Here is an 18544-nt window from a genome sequence, read left to right as displayed (position 1 = left end):
TTCATGGCCACCCTCAGCAAGACCGCAGCCCTCTTGGCCCTCGCGCTGGCCGCCGGGCTCGGCGCCAGCCAAGTCCTCGCCGCCAGCAAGCCAGCGGCGCAGAAGACCGCCACCCAGACCATCTCCACCCTGGATGGCAAGTTCAGCTTCAACCTGCCCAAGTCCTACCTGGCCGACCCACTGCCGGCCGGTGATGCCGAGCACGGCACCGCAGGCGCCAGCGGCACGATGTACAGTGACCAGGCCACCAAAAGCGTGATCTTCGTCGTCGAAAAACCGAGTGTCGCCGGCCTGATCAAGGACAACGACCCGCAGTTCCTCGACGGTGCCGTGGCGGATTTCGTCAAGGAACAAAGCGCCGCCCTGCCGGACTTCAAGAAAGGCGCCGAGAAGAAACTCACCGTGAAAGGCCTGGCCCTGCGCCAGGTCGACAGCACCGCGACCATGGGCGGTGGCAAGACACTGAGTTCCACCTTCCTGACGGGCTCCGGCAGCCACCAATTGGTGGTGCAGGCCATTTCCCGGGCGGATGATGAAGCCGGTCATGCACTGTTGGTGAAGCAGATTATCGGCGGTAAATAACCGGTTTTATCTGGCAGTGAAAATCCAATGTGGGAGCGGGCTTGCTCGCGAATGCGGTGGGTCAGTTAATACATGTGCTGACTGCAACACCGTCTTCGCGAGCAAGCCCGCTCCCACATTTTTATCGCGTTCACATCGCAGGATTCAACGCAGGCTCTTTTCCAGCCACTGCTTCAAGTCCAGCAACTCCGCCTCACCGACGGTATGAATCATCCCCGGGTAGCCGTGGAATTCCGGGGTGAGGCCAATCCCCTGCAATACCTCGTTGGCCCGCGTTGCCGAGTAGTACGGCAGCGCCTGGTCCAGCGTCCCGTGACCGATGAAAATTGCCAGCTTGCCCAGTGGCGCATCCGGCTTGAGTTCGGCCTTGAGTACCGGCAGCAGGCTGCCGCTCAACGCCGCAATCCCGCGCAGGGTTTCGGGATGTCTTAACCCGACTTCATACGACATGATCGCACCCTGGCTGAACCCTACCAGAAACACCCGCTCAGGTTGGGTGTGGTACTTGGTGGTGGCCTGGGCGACGAAGGCTTCGATCAGCTTGGCGCTGCTCTGCAGGTCGGCGGTCTCGCCATCAAAATCGCCATCGCCCGGCTTCTTGCGAAACCAGCGATAACCACCGCCCTCCACCGGCATCGGTGCCCGTGCAGACAGGTAGGTCCAGGTCGACGGCAAGCGGTCCTTGAGCCCGAACAGGTCGGCCTCGTCACTGCCATAACCGTGCAGGAAGATCACCAGCGGCTCGTTGCGGGCATCACTTTGAGTCTGTTCCAGGTAAGGCAGCGGCAGGTCGGTGTGCAATACGTCTTCGGCCTGTGCGGCGCCGGTAAACAGCGCTACCGTCAGGGCAATCAGTTTGAGCATGAGCATCAACCTCTAGGGTTTGCGCAACAAATAGGTATCCATGATCCAGCCATTGGCCTGGCGCGCCGCCTTGCGCACACGTTCAATCTCTTCGGCAACCTCGGCCACTTTGCCGCTGATCAGGATTTCATCCGGTGTGCCCAGGTAGGCGCCCCAGTAGATATCCAGGTCCTGATCGGCCACGGTGCGGTAGGAATCTTCGGCATCGAGCATGACAACCAGGGTGTCGGCATCACTCGCCTGCCCCGCCGCCAACCGGCGCCCGGTGGTGATTTCGATGGAGCGACCGATGCGGTTCAGCGGCACTTTGTGCTGCGCCGCCAACGCCTGGACGCTGGTGATCCCGGGGATCACTTCAAATTCGAATTCGCAGCTGCCGCTGGCGAGGATCGCCTGCAGGATACGAATGGTGCTGTCGTACAGTGCGGGGTCGCCCCAGGCCAGGAATGCGCCCACTTCGCCGTCGGCCATTTCTTCATTGATCATCCGTTCGAAGGTCTGCTGCTTGTCGCGGTTCAGGTCCTTCACGGCGGTGGTGTAGTCGATATCGCCACGCACCCGCTCGGGGCAATCGGCCTCGACAAAGCGGTAGGCGTGATCGGTGATGTAGGTCTCGCAGATTTCCCGGCGCAGGTCGATCAGCTTGTCCTTGCTCTGGCCCTTGTCCATCAGGAAAAACACGTCGGTGCGGTTGAGCGCCTTGACCGCCTGCATCGTGATGTAGTCAGGGTTGCCGGCGCCAATGCCGATGATCAGGATGCGTTTCATGGGAAAGTCTTCATGGGTGGTCTCGGTGCGGGGAACGGATTTTGCCATGTTCGGGACGTCAGGCGTGAGTTTCCAGGCGCAGGCGCCAACGCCCATTGAAGCGCAACTCGGTGGATGACAGCGGTTCCACGTCGATCAGGTTGAACATGGCGGGTGGGCATTGCATGACATGCAGCAGCGCTGCGCGGATCACAAATGGATGCGTCACCGCCACGACATGCCCCGGGGATTGCTCGAGGGACTGCAACCACTGCCCTATCCGCTCACACAGTTGCACTACCGACTCGCCGCCGTGGGGCGCCGAGGTGCTGTCGGTCAACCAGGCCTGAAGCGCTTCGGGTTCGGCCTGCTGAACCTCCTCGATCGCCAACCCTTGCCAGCGGCCAAAATCACAATCGCGCAGGGCTGTTTCAACCAAAGCATCGTCGGCAAACAGCGCCGCCGTCTGCCGGGTCCGCGCCTCCGGGCCGCACAGCACCCGGGGTGCACGCTTGAAGCGTTGCCCCTGGGAAAGCGCCGCCTGCTGCCAGTCCATCTCCACCGACTCATCCAGCGCAAAGCGTGCCTGTTTCTGGGCACGGGTGCTGGCGTGGGCAACAAGGGTCAAACGGGTGGCCTGCATGACAAATCGCTCTGGTTTTAAGGTGCAGTCAGCGTAGACTTGCGAAGTTGTTTCAACATGTTTCAACTATTCTGCAACAGGAAGCCGGTTCAATGCCGGCGCGGTCGCGCCACTGTATTCGGCCTTTTAGCCGTAAGCCAGACCCTGTTTCAGCCAACTCGCTATCCATTTCGGGACGCGTCATCCCTGGAGGTTCTCATGGCTTATACCGCTGCAACTGGCTCCGACGTTTCAATACCGTCCATTCCCCTGGGCGAAATCCTGCCCTGGGCGATCTTCGGCGGCCTGCTGCTATTGCTCGCGATTTACTTCGTCGGCGCCGAGCAAGGCGCGACGGCCGTGTTCAAAGGCATGTACGTGCATGAGTTTGTGCATGACGGTCGCCACCTGCTGGGTTTCCCCTGCCATTGATTGGAGCGTGACGACATGACAGGGCATTTACTCGTTCGCGGGATGCTGGTGGGCCTGCTCGCCGGCATCTTGGCCTTCGGCTTCGCCAAGACCTTTGGTGAGCCGCAGATCGACAAGGCCATCGCCTTCGAAGATCAGATGGCACAGATGCACGGCGACGCGCCGGAAGAAGAACTGGTGAGCCGCGAAGTACAAAGTACCTTCGGCCTGTTCACCGGCGTGGTGGTGTACAGCGTCTCCCTGGGTGGCATTTTCGCCTTGGTGTTCGCCTACTCCCTGGGCCGCATCGGCAAGGTCGGCCCCCGTGGCTTGGCAGCGCTGCTGGCATTGGCGGCGTTTGTGACGATCATCGTGGTGCCGGGGCTGAAGTATCCGGCCAACCCGCCATCGGTGGGCGACCCGGCCACCATCGCGCAACGCACCAAGCTGTTCTTCCTGATGCTGCTGGTGTCGGTGGCGGCTGCGGTGATTGCGATCAACGCGGCGCGCAAGCTGATTGCCAGCCGTGGCCTATGGGCAGGCGCGATTCTCGGTGTGGCGCTGTACATCGTGATCGTGTCGGTGGCCGGCAGCTTGTTCCCGACCATCAACGAAGTGCCGGAACAGTTCTCGGCAGTGTTGCTGTGGAAATTCCGGGTGGCTTCCCTGGGGATTCAACTGGTGCTGTGGACCACCCTGGGCCTGGTGTTCGGCGCCGTGGCCGAGCGCAAGCTGAGCCAGCCTCAGGCGCGTCTCAATTCCTGACGGTACAGGTAGCCGCCGACGCATCGGCGGCTACCGGCATTCACACCCCGGGCCGCGCCAGGTAGAACACCTCGTAGCCATTGCCCGGATGGTTCACATCCAGCACCTTGGCCGACAAGGTAATTCGCACCAGCTTCCACGCCTGCACATCCAGCGCCAGAAACACCGCGAAGTTATCGCTGCTGTCCGCGAGCTGCTGGTTGCGGGCCTTTTCTGCGGCGAGGATTTGCCCGCGGTCCGCCCCCGGCGCCAGCGCCCACTCCTCCCGATACAGGCTCAAGGCGTCTTGCGCCGGACCTCGCTGCACGTCCAGCGGTAACCAGGACTCAATGTGCGGCTGGCCAAAACTGTCGAGGACCTTCTGGAAGCGCTCGCCGAGCAAGAAATCCGCAGCCTGCAAAGGATCCGACCACAGATAAACCGACGAATACAGGTTACCCACCCCCGGCCCCTGCCCTCGCTCCTGGGCGATAAACGCCTTGAACAGCAAACCCTCGGCATGATCCCACAACGGCCCCAGGCGAGCGGCCCGCTCACGGATGACACCCATGTCGTAATCGGCTGGCAAGCGGTGTGAATACTGTTTGGCAAACATCATGGCGCTCCTGTTCAGATGAGTGCCCAGCTTGCGCAGCGCCCATGATTTCAGCAAGATATCACCGGATATAGGTATGATAAGGAACTGAAATGACCGACGCACTCAAGCCGCTGGATATCGACACCGTGCACGCCTTTGTCCTGGTCGCCGATTTCGCCAGCTTCACCCGCGCGGCCCAGGCACTGGACACCTCGCAGGCAGCCATCAGCCTCAAGCTCAAGCGCCTGGAAGAACGCCTCGGTTATCGCCTGCTGGTGCGCACACCGCGGCATGTGCGGCTGTCGCCCCAGGGCGAGCAGTTCATCGTCGCCGCCCGCGCATTGCTCAATGCCCACGAACGGGCGTTGGGTGACATGGGCAATGGCGCCCCGCGACGGTTGGTGATCGGCATCAGCGACCACGTGGCCGGGCCGGACCTGCCACTGTGGCTCAGCCGCCTGGCTGCCTATGACCCGCTGGTGATCCTGGAGGTGCGGATCGCTTCGTCCCGCGACCTGGTGGCGGCGTTCGACCGCAACGAACTGGACGCGGTGATCGTGCGCAACGAAGGCGATCGCCAGGACGGTGAGGTATTGGTGGTGGAGCGCTTTGGCTGGTTCGCCGCGCCTACCTGGCAGCACACGCCCGGCACGCCCCTGCGCATGGCAACCATGGCCTCGCCCTGCGGCGTGCGACACCTGGCGGTGCGCGCGCTGGATGAGGCGCGGATTGACTGGACCGAAGTGTTTGTCGGCGGCGGCGTAATGGCGGTAGGTGCGGCAGTCAGCGCCGGCCTGGGTGTGGCGGCGCTGGCCCGGCGAGTGGCGCCGGCGGGCGCCGTGGACGTCAGCGAACAGTACGGATTACCGGCATTGCCCGTCAGTGAAATCGTGCTGCATAGCCGCATCAGCGACGGCCGCTCCCGCGAGACATTGCGGGCGTTGAGCGCAACCTTCAGAGGGGTTCTGGAGCGTTAGATTGCATCTGGGTATACCGCCCGCGCACGAACCGCTCCAGTTCATCGCCCGGCAGCGCCTTGCTGAAATACCAGCCCTGGATGATCAGCTCCGAGCCCGACTGCAAAAACGCCAGTTGCTCGGCGGTTTCCACGCCTTCCACCACTACCCCGAGGTTCAGCGCCTCACAGAACCGCAGCATCCCGGTCAACACCTGGGCGCCCTTTGGATCATGCTGGGCGACCACGAAACTGCGATCGATCTTGATGAAATCCACGGGGAACTGGTGCAGGTAACTCAGCGCTGAAAATCCGGTGCCGAAGTCGTCGATATACACCTTGGCACCAATCGCCTGGAGCTTCTCGATCATCTGCCGCGTGCCCTGGATATCGCCCACCAGCGCATCCTCGGTGATCTCCACCGAAACCTGCCCGTGGGCCTGGGCCAGTATCTCCACCAGCCGATCACCATACGCCGGGGTAGTCAGCGTGGCGCTGGAGATATTGATCGTCATCGGCAACGTAAACCCGACCTTCTGCCACTTCTGGTACTGGCGCACAGCCTGGGATGCCACCCACACATCCACGTCGGGCATCAACCTGGCATGGGCCAGCCATTGCAGGAACTCCCAGGGTGAATGCACCGTACCTTCGGCGTCCCGGGCCCGCATCAACGCTTCGCAACCGGTGCATAGCCCGGTCCGGGTGGAAATCTGCGGCTGGAATTCGAGGTAGAACTCGTAGTCGCTGATCTGCTGGATATGACTCAACTCGCTGACCTGGCGCGCCTGGGCCTTGTGGGACGCCATCACCGGGTCCAGCTCCAGCAAGCGGCCTTTTTCTTCCAGGCCGCGAAAGGTCATGTCCAGCGACTTCAAATACACCGTGCCGCCCTCCGTGGCCTGGCGGTTGATCGCACGCACATAGGGCGCATAGATCAGCATGCCAACCCCCAGCAACACCACCTGCAGCAACACTGCCGCGAGATCGCCGTGGGTGCTCAGGTAGGCGTTGAGCAACACCGGCGCGGTAAATGGCACGCTCACCACCGCAGGCGACACCCAGCCAATCTGCACCACCATCAACGCCAGTATCACGTTGAACGCCGGGACCACCAGAAAGGGAATGAACAGCCGCGGGTTAAGAATGATCGGCAAGCCAAACAACAGCACTTCACTGACATTGAACAACGACAACGGCAGGCTCGCCATCGCCACCAATCGCATGGACCGGCTTTTGGAAAACAGCAGGATCGCCAGCAGCAGGCACAGGGCACCACCCGAACCGCCGATAAACGCGAAACTGCCCAGCAAGCCGCCATTCAGTAGATATTTGACCGGCTCGCCCGCGGCCACCGCCGCATTATTGAGCCCGACCGCCTGGTCCAGCACATCAAAAAACGGCTGCATGGCGTAGACCCCATGGATTCCGAAAAACCACAGCAGCGAATTCATCAGGGTCACAAACAGGCCGCTGCCATAGGGCGTCTCCAGTGCATCGAGCACCTGCGGCCCCTGAAGCTGTGCCACCTGCGGAATCTGCAACAGCAACGACAGCACGAGCACCAGCCCGAGCGCCGTGATTGCCCCCGGCACCACCATATTGAGGGTGCCCTTGAGGTTGTGCCCCACCAGGTCTTCGTTGATCAACCGCGTCCAGCGACGCCGATGCAGCCAGGCGATGGCGGGCACATTGATCAGCGGTGAGGCGATGGCGATGAACAACACGAAGGTCGCCGAGGCTCGGGGAAAATCCCGCAGCACAAACGTGGCGATCACTACATGGGCCAGGCACAGGAACGCTACCGGGAGTTGCGGCAGGCGGTGCTGGATCGCGAGCATGTAACCGATGGAGGCTGCCACCAGCAGCGGGATCACCGAGCTGATCTGGTTGTGCAACCCCGCCAGGAAGGCCACCACCTGAGGGTCGAAACCCAGCACTCGGGCGCATTCGGACAGGATCAGGAAACCGGCCGATACCAGCAGGCACGGCAGGATCCACAACAGCCCCTCGCGTATGGCCCGCAACGACTCGGTACTGGCGAGGGCCGCCAGCCGCTGGGTGAAGAAAAGCTTGAACAGCGTTTGCGCCATCACCTGTCCCTCGGTCCCTGATGCCAGGGTCGCAAAATAACACCTGGCTGTCGCCTTATCACGGGGTAACGCTACACGCCCTGACACCGCAAGCGAAAGGCTTTTGCCGCCCCTGGCGCATTTATTCAGAATCACCGCAGGGGCTTGCTGCTTGTCGATTGGCTCGGGTTGGCCCATCCTTTGGCGCACTGGTTGTCGTAAAAAACGACGCCCCCCTCGAACGGACTCGACTGATGCTGCGATTCACTCCCCTCATGGCCTGTGCGCTGCTTGGGCTGACCAGCCCGTTGGCCGGCGCCGCCACCCCGACCTTCGCCGATGCCCAGGCCAGCGACCCGGCCAGGCTGCAATGGATGGTCGGCGCACCGCCGCCGGCCGACCGCACCGTACGCTTTGAAGACGGCAGCTATTTCCGCTTCCCGGCGATGCGCTGGAGTGTCGCCAACTTTCGCCAATTGATGCCCACGGTGAACGTCTCCCGCGGGCTCGGCGCACCGCTGGCATTGCCACGCAAACTCGACCCGGCACTCGATGCAATCCCCGTGCAGCCAGTGGATGCGACCCAGCCGCTGACCTGGCGCCAGGCCCTGGACGCCACCTACACCGATGGCATCGTGGTGATGCATCGCGGCACGGTGGTTTATGAGCGTTATTTCGGGGTGCTCAAGGAGGATGGGCAACACGCGGCCATGTCGGTCACCAAATCGGTGATCGGTACCCTGGGCGCGATGCTGGTGGCCGATGGCACCCTGGACCCACAGAAAAAGATCGTCGACTATGTGCCCGAACTCGGCCGCTCGGCCTTTGGCAGCGCCACCTTGCGCCAGGTGCTGGACATGACCACCGCCCTGGACTACAGCGAAGATTATGCCGACCCCAACGCCGAAGTCTGGGCCCACGCCCAGGCCGGCAACCCGCTACCCAAACCCAAGGACTACACCGGGCCGCGCAGCTACTACGAGTTCCTGCAAACGGTTAAGCAGCGTGGCGAACACGGGCGTGCCTTCGGCTACAAGACCGTCAATACCGACGTACTTGGCTGGGTGATTGCCCGCGCGACCGGACGCAATGTCGCGCAACTGCTCAGCGAACGCATCTGGAGTCGGCTTGGCGCCGAACAGGACGCCTACTTCACCGTCGACTCCATCGGCACACCCTTCGCCGGTGGCGGCCTGAACACCGGGCTGCGGGACCTGGCCCGGTTTGCCGAGATGCTGCGCAACGGCGGGCGCTTCAATGGCCAGCAGATCGTGCCCGAAAGCGTGGTGACGGATATTCGCCAGGGCGGCGACAAGCAGGCGTTCGCCCAGGCCGGCTACGCTCAATTGAAGGGCTGGAGCTATCGCAACATGTGGTGGGTAACCCACAATCCCGACGGGGCGTTCATGGCGCGTGGGGTGCATGGCCAGAGCATCTACATCGACCCCAAGGCTGAAATGGTGATTGTTCGCTATGCCTCCCACCCGGTGGCCGGCAACGCCGCCAATGATGGGGTGACCTTGCCCGCCTATGCAGCCATGGCGGCTTTTTTAATGTCCAAGCCAGACTGACCGTCTCTCTTACCGTGGAGTAAACCTTTGTCCCAACCCGGCGAAAACCACCAGCTAGCCCTGGACCGATTCTTGAGTGAACACCCGGCCCTGGCCGCGGAACTGAATACGTTGAACCCCCTGGCGGCCCAGGCCAAAGGGGAAACCATGGAGCAGTACCGCGCCGAGCGCCTGCATGAAGCCTTCGAGGCAGAAGCGGAGCAACAGGGCTTGTTTGCCTGGGAACTGACGCTGAAATTGACGGCGCATTCCCCGGCGGAGTTCGAGGCGCAACGCCTTGAGGTGCACAAGGAGGTGGCGCAAATGGCAGGCCTGAGTTGGTTCGAGTATTGCCAGCTGCACGACTTGCCCGTCTAGAACCAGCGGCCCAGGCCCTTCCTGCGATCAGCGAGCACCGCGCGTAATTCATCAAGGGTAACGGCCCTGCGTTCAGGGTCAGCCGTCAACGCCGTACGCAATACAGGCCAGCAATGGCGAGGCAGTTGCCGGGGCCGGGCCGGCCTGTCACTGGCGTGGCGTCGGCCTTGTGCCAACTCGTACAATACACAGGCCACTGCATACAGGTCGGCGCTGGCCGACAGTGCTCCGCCAGCCAGCAACTCCGGCGCGGCGTACGCGGGCGTCCAGGCATTGAAGCGGCTGCGACTCAAGCCTGGAGAACCTGCCGGGGCCTGTCCGCAAGCCTCGCCCAGACCGAAATCGAACAAGCGCAAGCCGCCGTCTCCCACCATGACATTGGCGGGTTTCACATCCCCGTGCAGCACACCCTGCTGATGGCTATGGCGCAACGCGTCGAGCAATTGCACGGCGATGCCTTGCAGCGCTTGCCAGGGTAAACCGCCGGGGCACTCCAGCAGCAACCGGTCCAGGGTCATGCCCTGGAGCAGTTCCATGGTAAAGAATGCGATCTGGCCGGGAGCATCCACTTCAAATGAATACACACGCACCACCTGCTCATGCCGCAGGCTGCGGGTCAGGGCAAACTCGTTGTACAGCAACACGTGGGCATCCGCAGACTCGCGGATGGCTTCGCCCAACACCTTGATCGCGACACTGGAACAGGGTTCGCCAAACTGTTCGTGCAGCAGGTCCCGCGCACGATAGACCACGCCCATGCCGCCTGCGCCCAACACGCGCTCGATCAGGTACCGCCCGGCCAGCAACTCGGGGGCTCCGTCGCGCGGTGGGTTTATCGGGGCCTTGGCAAAGGCAAAGTGGGTCAGGTCGCGCATGACTGCACCACCACAGCGGTCAGGTTGTCGCCGGCCGTGCCGCGCAAGACACCTGCAAACAGCTGGTCCAGGACACGTTGCGGGTTTCCCTGGCTCAAGGCCTGGCCCAACTCAGAGTGGCTAAGCGCCTGGTACAGGCCGTCGCTGCACAACAGAAACACATCCCCTGCCAAGGTACCGAGTTCCAGGACCTGCGGGCTCAGTGGTGCCCGCGAGCCGATGGCCCGGGTCAAGGCCCGTGCGTCTGGATGGGCCCTGGCCTGTTCCGGGCTCACCTGCTGGTCAATCAATTGCTCACACAGCGAATGGTCTCGCGACAGCTGGTACAGCGTCTGCCCGCGCCACAGATAGCAACGACTGTCACCGGCCCAGACACACGCAGCGCGATCGCCCTGAAGCAACAACGCCACGACCGTGCTTCCCATGATGGCCTCGGCGCCATGGGAGGCCAGCGTCAATTCATCGCCCAGCCGCCGGTTGAGCCATTGCAGGCAACGACGGGTCGCCTCGACGCGTTCATCCAGGCTGCCCTGGCCGGGCAATGACGCCAGGCCATCGACCACCAACTGGCTGGCGATATCCCCCGCCTGATGCCCGCCCATCCCGTCCGCCACGGCCCAGCAGCCCGTCCCGGGGCAATCGAGAAAGGCATCCTCGTTGCGTAAACGGACCTTTCCACGGTCTGTGCGACCGGCGCTGTGCCAGCGGTCGCGAGGTTGGCTCACAACTGCTCCGGCAGGCGAAAAGTTCGCCACTGCGCCATCTGGAATGGATTGGGGGTGCGTCGGCTGGTCAGCAGGTAGTTGGCGCGCAAGCCTGCCAGGTCAGCCTTGAGGATCAGCTCATCCTGCCCGCTGGAGGGTTCGCTCTGCATCAAGTCGAACAAGCGAAACAGGGACCAGGCCCCCGTATTTTTTTCGAGCCCCAGCGCCCGCTCGCTGCCACGCTCCAGTACCAGGCTGCTGCGACCATTCTCAGCCTCGGCTGGCCATTGCATCGCCATGGGGACAATCGGCCCGTGCCGGTACTCCATCTGCTGGCCACCCAAACGCAAGACCGCGCGACTCACCGACGGGTCCAGGCTATAGGGTGCGAGCGTGAAACGAACCTGCAAGTCCCCCGGCTCATCCGCAAAAAAACCGCGCCTGATCACCTGCACCTTCGCCTGCTGGTCGAGCAACGCCCGAGACATCGGCAAGCTGCGCCCATCCAGGCTACGCAGCCTGTAGCGCCCGGAATCACCGCTGACGAAAGGCTTCAGATAGCTGTCAAAGAATCGCGCCATGATCCCCTCAGGCTTGAAAAACTCCTGGAAGTCGTTGAGGGAAACGTCGCTGCTGGCGTGGGCATTGAACGGGAAACGCAGCTTGATCGCCCGGCTGTAGAAACCATATACCTCGCTCTGATAACGCTGGTTCACATGCCGATAGGCCTGGTCGAGCATGAGGCGCCAATGCTCGTCGGCCAGGCTTTCGAACCAGCCCGCCAGCGGCAGCGGCAAACGAGCGGCCACGTTGCGCAGGTTACTCAGCGCATCCTGTTGCCCCTGGATCCGCCGCTTGACCATCTCGAACGCGACCGGCTCCGGCGCGCCTTCGCGATTCAAGCTCGCCAACTGCAGGTGCAAGTCGTTGAGCGCCTGTAACACGCCGGTCAACTCGGCCCCCGGGTTCTCCTGGCTGTCCAGCAACTGGTGCAAGGGCTCGAAGCGGCGCTGCATGGCTCGCCGTGCGCTGTCGGGCAAGGCATTGACCAGCCCGGCGGCGGTCGGCAACCGCTCTGCCGCAGGCCCAGGCAGCTTGGCAGCCAGCTCGTCGAGGCGCTCACTGGCCGACGGCAGGCGCGTGTGGTCACGAACCTGCTGCAACAACTGCAACAACGGCGACTGGGCCGACGTCAAGCTGGCGAGCTGCTCGGCGCCTTGCCTGGAGTTTTCAGTTTCACGCAGGCCAACCTGCCCAAGCGCCTCGCTCCAGGCATCGGCATACTCGCTGAAGTAGCGTTGTTCAAGCTCCACCATCAACCGTTGCAAATCCATGGCGCTCAGGTCGGCGCCCTCTCCCAGCACCCAGTTGTCCTGGACGATGGTGTTCACCAGCCGCGCGCCCTGCGCTTCAAAATGCCGCTGGTACGTGCGGGTATAAAACCCCGGAATGGAACGCTCGCCCCCGTCAAACACCCGCCCGTGTGCAAGGCGCAACGGTTCAAGGCCGCGAGCTTGTTCGCGCAGCACCCGGTACACCACGTCAACCAGCGATTCGCCCCGCAACACGTGGCGCGCGCGGGCCACCAGCTCGTCATCGAGCGGCTGCACGAACGGCTGCTCAAGCAAGCGCGCGAAATGTTCATTCAACCGGTTTTGCACGGAGGGCTCACCGGCAAACCGTACAGACCAATGCCCCGCCACCCGCTCACGCAGCCAGCCGACATCCCGCCGCTCCCGCAGGTTGAGCATCAGGTACGCCCGGAGGTTATCCAGCAGCCGCTCACGATCTTCCAGGCTGCCGCGAACCTGTTCCTGCAGCATCTCGCTGACCTGGGACAGCAACAGCCGGCCCAAGGCACGCTCGTAGGCCTGCTCCAGCACCGGACGGCTGATACTGCCCTGATACAACCCCATCCGCTCAACCAGCCTGGCTTCGCCCGGCAAGGGGAAAATCCGCGTGGCCGCCAGGCGGCTGTCCAGCAGCGGCAGGAGTGCCTGGGTAGCGTCTGACCCAGGCTGCACGGGTGCGGGCTGTCGTGCCAGCGCCTGCAGTTGCTCCAGACGCTGATGATTGGAGGAGTAACTGTGGGTCCACAGCAAGCCCGCCGCCACGACGACCACTAGTGCGCCCAGGGCCAGCCCCCCCTGGTGCCGGCGGATTCGACGGCGCTCCTGGCTATCGAGGTCCGCCAGGTCGGCTTGCGCCAGAATCACCCGGCTGAACAAGCCCTGGATAAAGTGCGAACGTGGTTCAAGTGCCTGTGGGCCACCGTCGGCGCTGGTCAAGTAGAAACCACGAAAGCCGTTAGTGTGCTGATAACGCGGGCCGCAAAAAGCAACGTCGATATAGAGGCTCAGGCGTTCGCCAATCCGGGCCGCCTGATGGGGAAAGTCGAGCATCCGTCCGCGCAGATCACTGTTGCGTTCCTGGTGCAGGCGCTGCACAAGCTCACCGCTCAAGCGCTGCAGCAGTGCTTCAAACGCCTGTCGTACCTGGGCAATGCCAATACCCGCTTTGCCTGGGACGATAGATTCGCCCAACACCGCATCACTGCCTTCGCCCAACGGCCGCTCGAAGAACTCCGCAAACCCCGGCAGGCGGTCGGCCTGGGTCACCACCAGGTAGACCGGCACCTCCACATGCAACGTCTGGCGGATCTCCAGCAACCGACTCTGGACTGCCCGCGCCTCATTCTCCATCTGACGCTCGCTGCCATGGAGCAATGTGTCCGTGGACAGCGCCACCACCACACCATTGAGCGGGCGTGTCCGGCGCCGCACCTTGAGCAGCTCCAGCAGCGTCGACCAACCCGCGCCATCCACCTGGCTGTCAGGCTGGGTAAGGTAGCGGCCGGCGACGTCGAGCAACACGCCGTCCTCGGCGAAATGCCAGTCACAGTCCCGCGTGGCACCGCCCTGCGTCGCTACCGACGCGCCCTGATCCTGGAGCAACTGCAAGCCACTGGCGGCCAACATCCGGGACTTGCCACTGCCTTCCTTGCCGATCAGCAAATACCAGGGCAATGCATTACGCCAACGCGGGCTGCGTTCACCATAAATCCGGGAGTGTTTCAGGGTGTACAAAGCGTCCTTGAAGCGACCGCGCAGGTGCCGCTGCTCGTTTTCAACCTGGCCTTTGCGCGGGCGTGGTTCGCCGTCATCGACGGTTGATTGCCGGGCCATACTGCGCCAATTGGCATACACCATCGCCAGGCCCCACAACAAAAACAGCCCGCTGATTGTCAGCAAGCGCGATGCCGCCGCTTGCCAGAATCGATAGTCGTCGACAGCCAGCAGTGGCCCGAAGAACCACACGGTCATTGCGACCGCGAGCACCAGCAGCAGGCTCCAGACCCAAACCCTGCCCAGCACGGCGCCCGCGCTCCTGAAGAATGCGTTCATGCGTTGCTCCCTGCGTTAGAGCGGCGCCCGGAAAATATCCGGCGCCACGAGTTGATACGGTTGCAACACCGCTTCACGCTGCTGGCCCAGCACCCAGGCAAATCCTGCATACAGGCTCAACAGGCTGGCGGCGACAAACACTGCAATCCAGGTGAGCGACACGACTCTCAGCCGTTTCCGGCGCGGCTGTTCCGGCCTGGGCGACGGCGCGCACGCCGCAGGCGTATCACCCCGCACATGCCGGATCTGCCGATACAGCGCGTCCCGAACCTGTTCAAGCTGCAACAACCCACGCTCCATGACCCGGTACTTGCCCTCAAACCCGAGGGACAGGCACAGGTACATCAACTCCAGCATCGCCAGGTGCTTGAAGGGGTCCCTCGACATGCGCTCAAGCAACTGGAAAAACTTCTCGCCGCCGAAGGTTTCGTTGTGAAAACTGCTCAGCAGGCTCATCTTCGACCAATCGCTCTGGCTGCCCCATGAGGTGGTGACCACTGCCTCGTCGATCACGCTGCACAGCACATACCGCGCCGCCATGACCTCGCTGCTTTGGGCCCCGTCATGCCGGGCCCGCGTCTCGAACAGCGTGACTGCCGCCGAGAGTCGTTCATTCAGGGCGCGCAGGCTTTCCTCGGCGGTACTGCGCTTGAGGCGGACCACCTCGGACAACAGCTCCCAGGCAGGCGCCACCAAACTGTTCAGGCCAATGTCGAAATGCTCCGCGCCCTGCAAGCGGGCCGCGTAGATCATCCGGTCTTCCAGTTGTTCGAAACGCGGCGGCGATGCGAAGTCGGTCATCGGTCCCTGCGCCGGTCCGCGTCCCTGTCGATCAAGCAGGACGGTTTTCTCGTCCTGCGGGTATTCCCTGTCCATGGTCTCAGTTCCTGATAGCCCAGAATTTCAGTTCCAGTTCGGCAAATTCACCGCTGACGTGGAAGGCAAATCCTCCCGACTGCTTCAACTGCTCAATGTCCCGGGCACCGAGTTCAAGCATGAAATAGGTGTTGGCGGCATGAAACGGTATCTGCCGGGGAGCCACCGGCAGCGGCTTGACCTTGATGCCCGCCAACTGCAGGTTGACCAACTCGCGAATCCGCTCCACGGGGCCGACCTTGAGGTGCGCCGGAAGCCGGTGTCGAAGCTCCTCGGCGTCACAATGGGCGCTGGCGGCCAGAATGAAGGTCGCCGAACCCAGCAGGTTGAGATCGCTCACCGGGCACACCAGCACCCCGTACTGGCGAGGCTGCAGCGCCAGCTCAATGGCATGCTGCTCAAGCACCATCGACAGCAGGCTGCGAATCGGCTCCATCAATCCACGAAAGCTGGCGCCCTGGTCGCTGTGCCGGTAATGCCCCTCGAAGTGCGCACGCTTGCTGTCGCTGGCAAACGTCGCGAGTTCACCCAGGATCGACAGCAATGTTCGATACAGCGTTTCAGGGCTGACCTGGCTCAGGCTCAGGTAGTGACGCAAGACCAGTTCGGTGCGATTGATCAATTGCAACATCAGGAAGTCGCCAACCTCCGCGCCGGCGGCGGTACCGTTGGCGCGAATCCGCTCGGCGATGGCATCCCCCCGGTAAGCGAGCAGGCTGATCACTTCCTTGAGGCAAGACAGCAGGTAGCCGGAGCCATGCAGGTGAATGAAGCTCGGGATAAAATCGGGGTCCAGGCTGACGCCCTCCTCGGTGCAACTGAGCACCTGGGCAACCTTGAGCTTCACGTAATGCGGGTCGCTGTGTTGCTCCCCCAGCAACAGGCGAAAATCCAGCTGCCCGCAATTGACCTGACGACGAGCTTCTTCCCCGGCGTTGGAGTCGCTGACGTCTACCGCAAGAGTCTTGTAGCGCGCCAACACATCAATCTGCTCGGGTCGACGGGCTTCAACACAGTTACCTGTGGCCAGCGGCAAGGCCAGGTAGATCGACTGCTTCCCGGTATTGACCGGAACCTCCAGCACCAGCGACTCCATCGCGCCGCCCAGCTCGAACAGGCTGCCATCCGGCAATATGCCGCTGGCCTGGCTGATAACGACCTTGCCCATATTGAGGTATTGCACATCGATTTCCAGGGCCAGGAAGCCCCAGGCGTGACGGCACAACAGCTGGGTGCGCCGCGTGAGTTGCTGATCGTGGTACCGATCGTTTTGCTGGAAATGCTGAGGGCACAACAACATGCCTTCCTGCCAGATGACTTTTTGGCTGTACATGTCAGTCGCCCACCTTCGCGGGTTGCGGGTTGACCAACCGAATGCCGGCCTGATCAAGGATCAGTTCAGCGCCGGTCAATCGCTGCGCGGTCACCGGCAACACATAGCGCCATTGCGAGTGAGGCAAATCACGGTACGCCGCCAGCACGCCGACATAACGACTGCCGGGCTCAAGACTGAGTTTGAGCGTGGAGTGATCGCCGGGGCGCAACTCCAGCTCTTCGAGGTTCACCAGGTCCTTGGGCAACGTGTGCTCGGCATGAGCATAAAGGCTGAAAAAGTCCGCATTTTCAAAAGCCACGGGGTGTCGAAGCTCCATCAGGTGCACCACGATCGGCGACGGGCGACCATGGAGATCAGGGTTGACCCGTTCGCTGGCGGTCAGTGTCAGGTCCAGCTTGGTCAACTTCGAAAAGGGCGACAGGGAGCAACCACCCAGCAAACCCATTACAGCGCACAACAATGCAACGGTGACTCGGGACATGAAGATCATCCTGGATAACGGTGAAGGGTTGAGATCAGACGAATCTGTTCCTCGTACGCCTTGGCGAAGTCGCTGCCCAGCAGGCGCTCGCTCAAGTGCTCGTCCTCGATCAGTGTCTGGTAATGGCGCTGATACGCGCGCCAGCGGGCGCCACACCGGGGGATCAGCGGCGGCCTTGCCTGGCGTTCGAAGCACAGCAGCAAATGGCCGGGCGCAAAGGCTGCCAGAGCGCCGCGTACTGCCGCGCGGCAGGCCGCCAGCAAGGCCACCTCGTGAGCCTGCATGTCGCGGTACGCCCGCATGACAAGCATCTCGGCGGAAACCTGCCCCAGTTGCCCGACACCCAGCAGCGACCCCAAGGCCGCACTGGCGTCTGCGCTGTCTCTAAGTGGGTTGGGGCTTTGGAGCGGCGTCTGGGTGAGTGCCAGTTTCAGCTCTTGCCTGAGCTCGTTACGGGTGCCCAGGCTCTGTTGCAACCCTTCAGTCATTTGCCGGAGCAAGCTCGCGGCCTTGATCGCCAGGACTTCTCTTGCCGACTCATCGAGGTCGCCCAGATCAATACCGAGTGCCTGCGCAAACCCCAACCAGAATGGCCCTGAGCCTTGACCTGGAACGGGCGATTGCGGACTTGGGGCAACCTGGCGCGCAGGCTTCACAAGTTCGGGAACCGTCAGGTGATCCCGGTCCGGCGCCGCGTGGTCCGTCCAGCGCAATGTCTCGTAGGTGGTCATGTTCAGGGCCGCCAGCTCTTGCGACCCGTCCTCGCGCTGCAGTTCGCTGGCCAGTGCCCGCAGTGGGTCCAGCTCAAGGAATGCATCATCGGGAATCAGCCTGTGTAATCCGTCCTGGCCCTGTCCCTGCGGTGGGCTGACCAGTCGTGCGCGAATACTCAGCGGCCCCAGCTGAAATACCGCGCCGTCATCTATCGGTTGCTGCTGCCCCTCATGCAGGCGCTCACTGCGGCCTGCCAGGCGGGTTCCATTGCTGCTGATATCCGTCAGGAAATACCGGCCGTCACGATAACTGATCACCGCGTGACGACCGGAAACCTGGCGACTGGTGTCAGGCAGGGTCCAGTCGCAACCGGCCCCCCGGCCGATGACGCCCCCCACACCGTCAAAGACTTTGCGCAGCGCCGGCGCGGACTCTGCTGGCCCCGCAGGGCACACCTCAAACACTAGCTGCATGGCAGGACTCCTCCGCGCTCACAGGCCACGACCGGTGGACCGTGGATCACCCAGCGGACGGTAGTCATCGTCGTCAAAGACATGATTGGTGTTACAGCCACTCAGCAAAAACAACACAAGCACCAGGGCTTGCCACTGACTAACAGGCATCAGGTATC

Annotated in this window: 19 protein-coding genes and 1 riboswitch; of the genes, 6 read left to right on the top strand and 13 right to left on the bottom strand. The window is 62.6% G+C overall.

The features are described from left to right. Positions 1-3 precede the first annotated feature (3 nt). Positions 4-582, top strand: a complete 579-nt coding sequence (locus tag ACIOMR_RS10220; protein ID WP_401193839.1) for a hypothetical protein — start codon at positions 4-6, stop codon at positions 580-582. Between the two features lie 144 nt (positions 583-726). Here ACIOMR_RS10220 and ACIOMR_RS10215 read toward each other — a convergent pair whose 3' ends face one another. From ACIOMR_RS10215 to ACIOMR_RS10205, 3 genes are read right to left on the bottom strand one after another with little or no spacing between them, the layout of a single operon-like run. Continuing rightward, a complete protein-coding gene (locus ACIOMR_RS10215) occupies positions 727-1446 on the bottom strand; it encodes an alpha/beta hydrolase (RefSeq protein WP_003208077.1) in 720 nt (239 codons plus the stop codon). A gap of 12 nt (positions 1447-1458) precedes the next feature. After that, positions 1459-2214: a precorrin-6A synthase (deacetylating) gene (gene cobF, locus ACIOMR_RS10210; RefSeq protein ID WP_003208076.1), complete on the bottom strand. Its 756-nt coding sequence runs from the start codon at positions 2212-2214 to the stop codon at positions 1459-1461. A 58-nt stretch (positions 2215-2272) separates the two neighbouring features. Continuing rightward, complete coding sequence (locus tag ACIOMR_RS10205) at positions 2273-2836, bottom strand: histidine phosphatase family protein (RefSeq protein WP_003208075.1); 564 nt, start codon at positions 2834-2836, stop codon at positions 2273-2275. A gap of 27 nt (positions 2837-2863) precedes the next feature. Next, positions 2864-3003: riboswitch (cobalamin riboswitch) on the top strand. Positions 3004-3034: 31 nt separating this feature from the next. Between ACIOMR_RS10205 and ACIOMR_RS10200 the strand changes: the two genes are divergently transcribed. Then, positions 3035-3247, top strand: a complete 213-nt coding sequence (locus ACIOMR_RS10200; RefSeq protein ID WP_003208073.1) for a CbtB domain-containing protein — start codon at positions 3035-3037, stop codon at positions 3245-3247. A gap of 15 nt (positions 3248-3262) precedes the next feature. Further along, positions 3263-3991 carry a CbtA family protein gene (locus ACIOMR_RS10195; RefSeq protein ID WP_032899583.1) on the top strand — a complete coding sequence of 243 codons (729 nt, stop codon included), beginning with the start codon at positions 3263-3265 and terminating at the stop codon, positions 3989-3991. Positions 3992-4031: 40 nt separating this feature from the next. On the opposite strand, the gene ACIOMR_RS10190 is transcribed toward ACIOMR_RS10195, so the two are convergent. Beyond that, complete coding sequence (locus ACIOMR_RS10190) at positions 4032-4586, bottom strand: DUF4865 family protein (RefSeq protein ID WP_102604786.1); 555 nt, start codon at positions 4584-4586, stop codon at positions 4032-4034. Between the two features lie 92 nt (positions 4587-4678). Between ACIOMR_RS10190 and ACIOMR_RS10185 the strand changes: the two genes are divergently transcribed. Then, a complete protein-coding gene (locus ACIOMR_RS10185; RefSeq protein ID WP_087694167.1) occupies positions 4679-5545 on the top strand; it encodes a LysR family transcriptional regulator in 867 nt (288 codons plus the stop codon). Here the strand turns inward: ACIOMR_RS10185 and ACIOMR_RS10180 are convergent. Beyond that, on the bottom strand, positions 5523-7616 hold the full coding sequence (locus tag ACIOMR_RS10180) for an EAL domain-containing protein (protein WP_102604784.1): 2094 nt from the start codon (positions 7614-7616) through the stop codon (positions 5523-5525). The genes ACIOMR_RS10185 and ACIOMR_RS10180 overlap by 23 nt on opposite strands. Before the next feature lie 254 nt (positions 7617-7870). On the opposite strand from ACIOMR_RS10180, the gene ACIOMR_RS10175 reads away from it, so the two are divergent. Both ACIOMR_RS10175 and ACIOMR_RS10170 read left to right on the top strand, forming a co-directional pair. After that, a complete protein-coding gene (locus tag ACIOMR_RS10175) occupies positions 7871-9166 on the top strand; it encodes a serine hydrolase domain-containing protein (RefSeq protein ID WP_401193951.1) in 1296 nt (431 codons plus the stop codon). 27 nt (positions 9167-9193) lie between these two features. Then, a complete protein-coding gene (locus ACIOMR_RS10170; protein WP_087694170.1) occupies positions 9194-9523 on the top strand; it encodes a DUF6388 family protein in 330 nt (109 codons plus the stop codon). On the opposite strand, the gene ACIOMR_RS10165 is transcribed toward ACIOMR_RS10170, so the two are convergent. Genes ACIOMR_RS10165 through ACIOMR_RS10130 form a run of 8 tightly spaced genes read right to left on the bottom strand, consistent with a single transcriptional unit; the run spans position 9520 to position 18536 of the window. After that, positions 9520-10398, bottom strand: a complete 879-nt coding sequence (locus ACIOMR_RS10165) for a serine/threonine-protein kinase (protein WP_087694171.1) — start codon at positions 10396-10398, stop codon at positions 9520-9522. The two genes, ACIOMR_RS10170 and ACIOMR_RS10165, sit on opposite strands and share 4 nt — an antisense overlap. Further along, the gene (locus ACIOMR_RS10160; protein WP_087694172.1) at positions 10386-11123 is read right to left on the bottom strand and encodes a PP2C family serine/threonine-protein phosphatase; all 738 of its coding nucleotides are present in this window, start codon (positions 11121-11123) and stop codon (positions 10386-10388) included. The genes ACIOMR_RS10165 and ACIOMR_RS10160 overlap by 13 nt, the downstream gene beginning before the upstream one ends. Then, the gene (gene tssM / locus ACIOMR_RS10155; RefSeq protein WP_401193830.1) at positions 11120-14506 is read right to left on the bottom strand and encodes a type VI secretion system membrane subunit TssM; all 3387 of its coding nucleotides are present in this window, start codon (positions 14504-14506) and stop codon (positions 11120-11122) included. The genes ACIOMR_RS10160 and tssM overlap by 4 nt, the downstream gene beginning before the upstream one ends. Positions 14507-14521: 15 nt before the next feature. Next, positions 14522-15382 (bottom strand): type IVB secretion system protein IcmH/DotU, encoded by an 861-nt coding sequence (gene icmH, locus ACIOMR_RS10150; protein WP_401193827.1) that lies wholly within the window; start codon positions 15380-15382, stop codon positions 14522-14524. A 4-nt stretch (positions 15383-15386) separates the two neighbouring features. Further along, positions 15387-16715, bottom strand: coding sequence for a type VI secretion system baseplate subunit TssK (gene tssK, locus ACIOMR_RS10145; protein ID WP_401193824.1), 1329 nt, complete (start codon positions 16713-16715; stop codon positions 15387-15389). Between the two features lies 1 nt (position 16716). Further along, positions 16717-17199: a type VI secretion system lipoprotein TssJ gene (gene tssJ / locus ACIOMR_RS10140; RefSeq protein WP_102604778.1), complete on the bottom strand. Its 483-nt coding sequence runs from the start codon at positions 17197-17199 to the stop codon at positions 16717-16719. A gap of 5 nt (positions 17200-17204) precedes the next feature. Next, positions 17205-18386 carry a type VI secretion system-associated FHA domain protein TagH gene (gene tagH, locus ACIOMR_RS10135; protein WP_401193819.1) on the bottom strand — a complete coding sequence of 394 codons (1182 nt, stop codon included), beginning with the start codon at positions 18384-18386 and terminating at the stop codon, positions 17205-17207. Positions 18387-18404: 18 nt separating this feature from the next. Further along, positions 18405-18536, bottom strand: coding sequence for a hypothetical protein (locus tag ACIOMR_RS10130; protein WP_003208049.1), 132 nt, complete (start codon positions 18534-18536; stop codon positions 18405-18407). Positions 18537-18544 lie beyond the last annotated feature (8 nt).

The organism is Pseudomonas sp. NPDC087814, from assembly GCF_044742865.1.
Classification (GTDB): domain Bacteria; phylum Pseudomonadota; class Gammaproteobacteria; order Pseudomonadales; family Pseudomonadaceae; genus Aquipseudomonas.
Note: the sequence above shows the minus strand (reverse complement) of the source record. Positions and strands in the feature narration are given on the sequence as shown.

Excerpts from the sequence above, each read along its gene's own strand:
- ACIOMR_RS10220 (WP_401193839.1), top strand. The coding sequence starts at position 4 with ATGGCCACCCTCAGCAAGACCGCAGCCCTCTTGGCCCTCGCGCTGGCC.
- ACIOMR_RS10215 (WP_003208077.1), bottom strand. The coding sequence starts at position 1,446 with ATGCTCAAACTGATTGCCCTGACGGTAGCGCTGTTTACCGGCGCCGCA.
- cobF (WP_003208076.1), bottom strand. The coding sequence starts at position 2,214 with ATGAAACGCATCCTGATCATCGGCATTGGCGCCGGCAACCCTGACTAC.
- ACIOMR_RS10205 (WP_003208075.1), bottom strand. The coding sequence starts at position 2,836 with ATGCAGGCCACCCGTTTGACCCTTGTTGCCCACGCCAGCACCCGTGCC.
- ACIOMR_RS10200 (WP_003208073.1), top strand. The coding sequence starts at position 3,035 with ATGGCTTATACCGCTGCAACTGGCTCCGACGTTTCAATACCGTCCATT.
- ACIOMR_RS10195 (WP_032899583.1), top strand. The coding sequence starts at position 3,263 with ATGACAGGGCATTTACTCGTTCGCGGGATGCTGGTGGGCCTGCTCGCC.
- ACIOMR_RS10190 (WP_102604786.1), bottom strand. The coding sequence starts at position 4,586 with ATGTTTGCCAAACAGTATTCACACCGCTTGCCAGCCGATTACGACATG.
- ACIOMR_RS10185 (WP_087694167.1), top strand. The coding sequence starts at position 4,679 with ATGACCGACGCACTCAAGCCGCTGGATATCGACACCGTGCACGCCTTT.
- ACIOMR_RS10180 (WP_102604784.1), bottom strand. The coding sequence starts at position 7,616 with ATGGCGCAAACGCTGTTCAAGCTTTTCTTCACCCAGCGGCTGGCGGCC.
- ACIOMR_RS10175 (WP_401193951.1), top strand. The coding sequence starts at position 7,871 with ATGGCCTGTGCGCTGCTTGGGCTGACCAGCCCGTTGGCCGGCGCCGCC.
- ACIOMR_RS10165 (WP_087694171.1), bottom strand. The coding sequence starts at position 10,398 with ATGCGCGACCTGACCCACTTTGCCTTTGCCAAGGCCCCGATAAACCCA.
- tssM (WP_401193830.1), bottom strand. The coding sequence starts at position 14,506 with ATGAACGCATTCTTCAGGAGCGCGGGCGCCGTGCTGGGCAGGGTTTGG.
- icmH (WP_401193827.1), bottom strand. The coding sequence starts at position 15,382 with ATGGACAGGGAATACCCGCAGGACGAGAAAACCGTCCTGCTTGATCGA.
- tssK (WP_401193824.1), bottom strand. The coding sequence starts at position 16,715 with ATGTACAGCCAAAAAGTCATCTGGCAGGAAGGCATGTTGTTGTGCCCT.
- tssJ (WP_102604778.1), bottom strand. The coding sequence starts at position 17,199 with ATGTCCCGAGTCACCGTTGCATTGTTGTGCGCTGTAATGGGTTTGCTG.
- tagH (WP_401193819.1), bottom strand. The coding sequence starts at position 18,386 with ATGCAGCTAGTGTTTGAGGTGTGCCCTGCGGGGCCAGCAGAGTCCGCG.
- ACIOMR_RS10130 (WP_003208049.1), bottom strand. The coding sequence starts at position 18,536 with ATGCCTGTTAGTCAGTGGCAAGCCCTGGTGCTTGTGTTGTTTTTGCTG.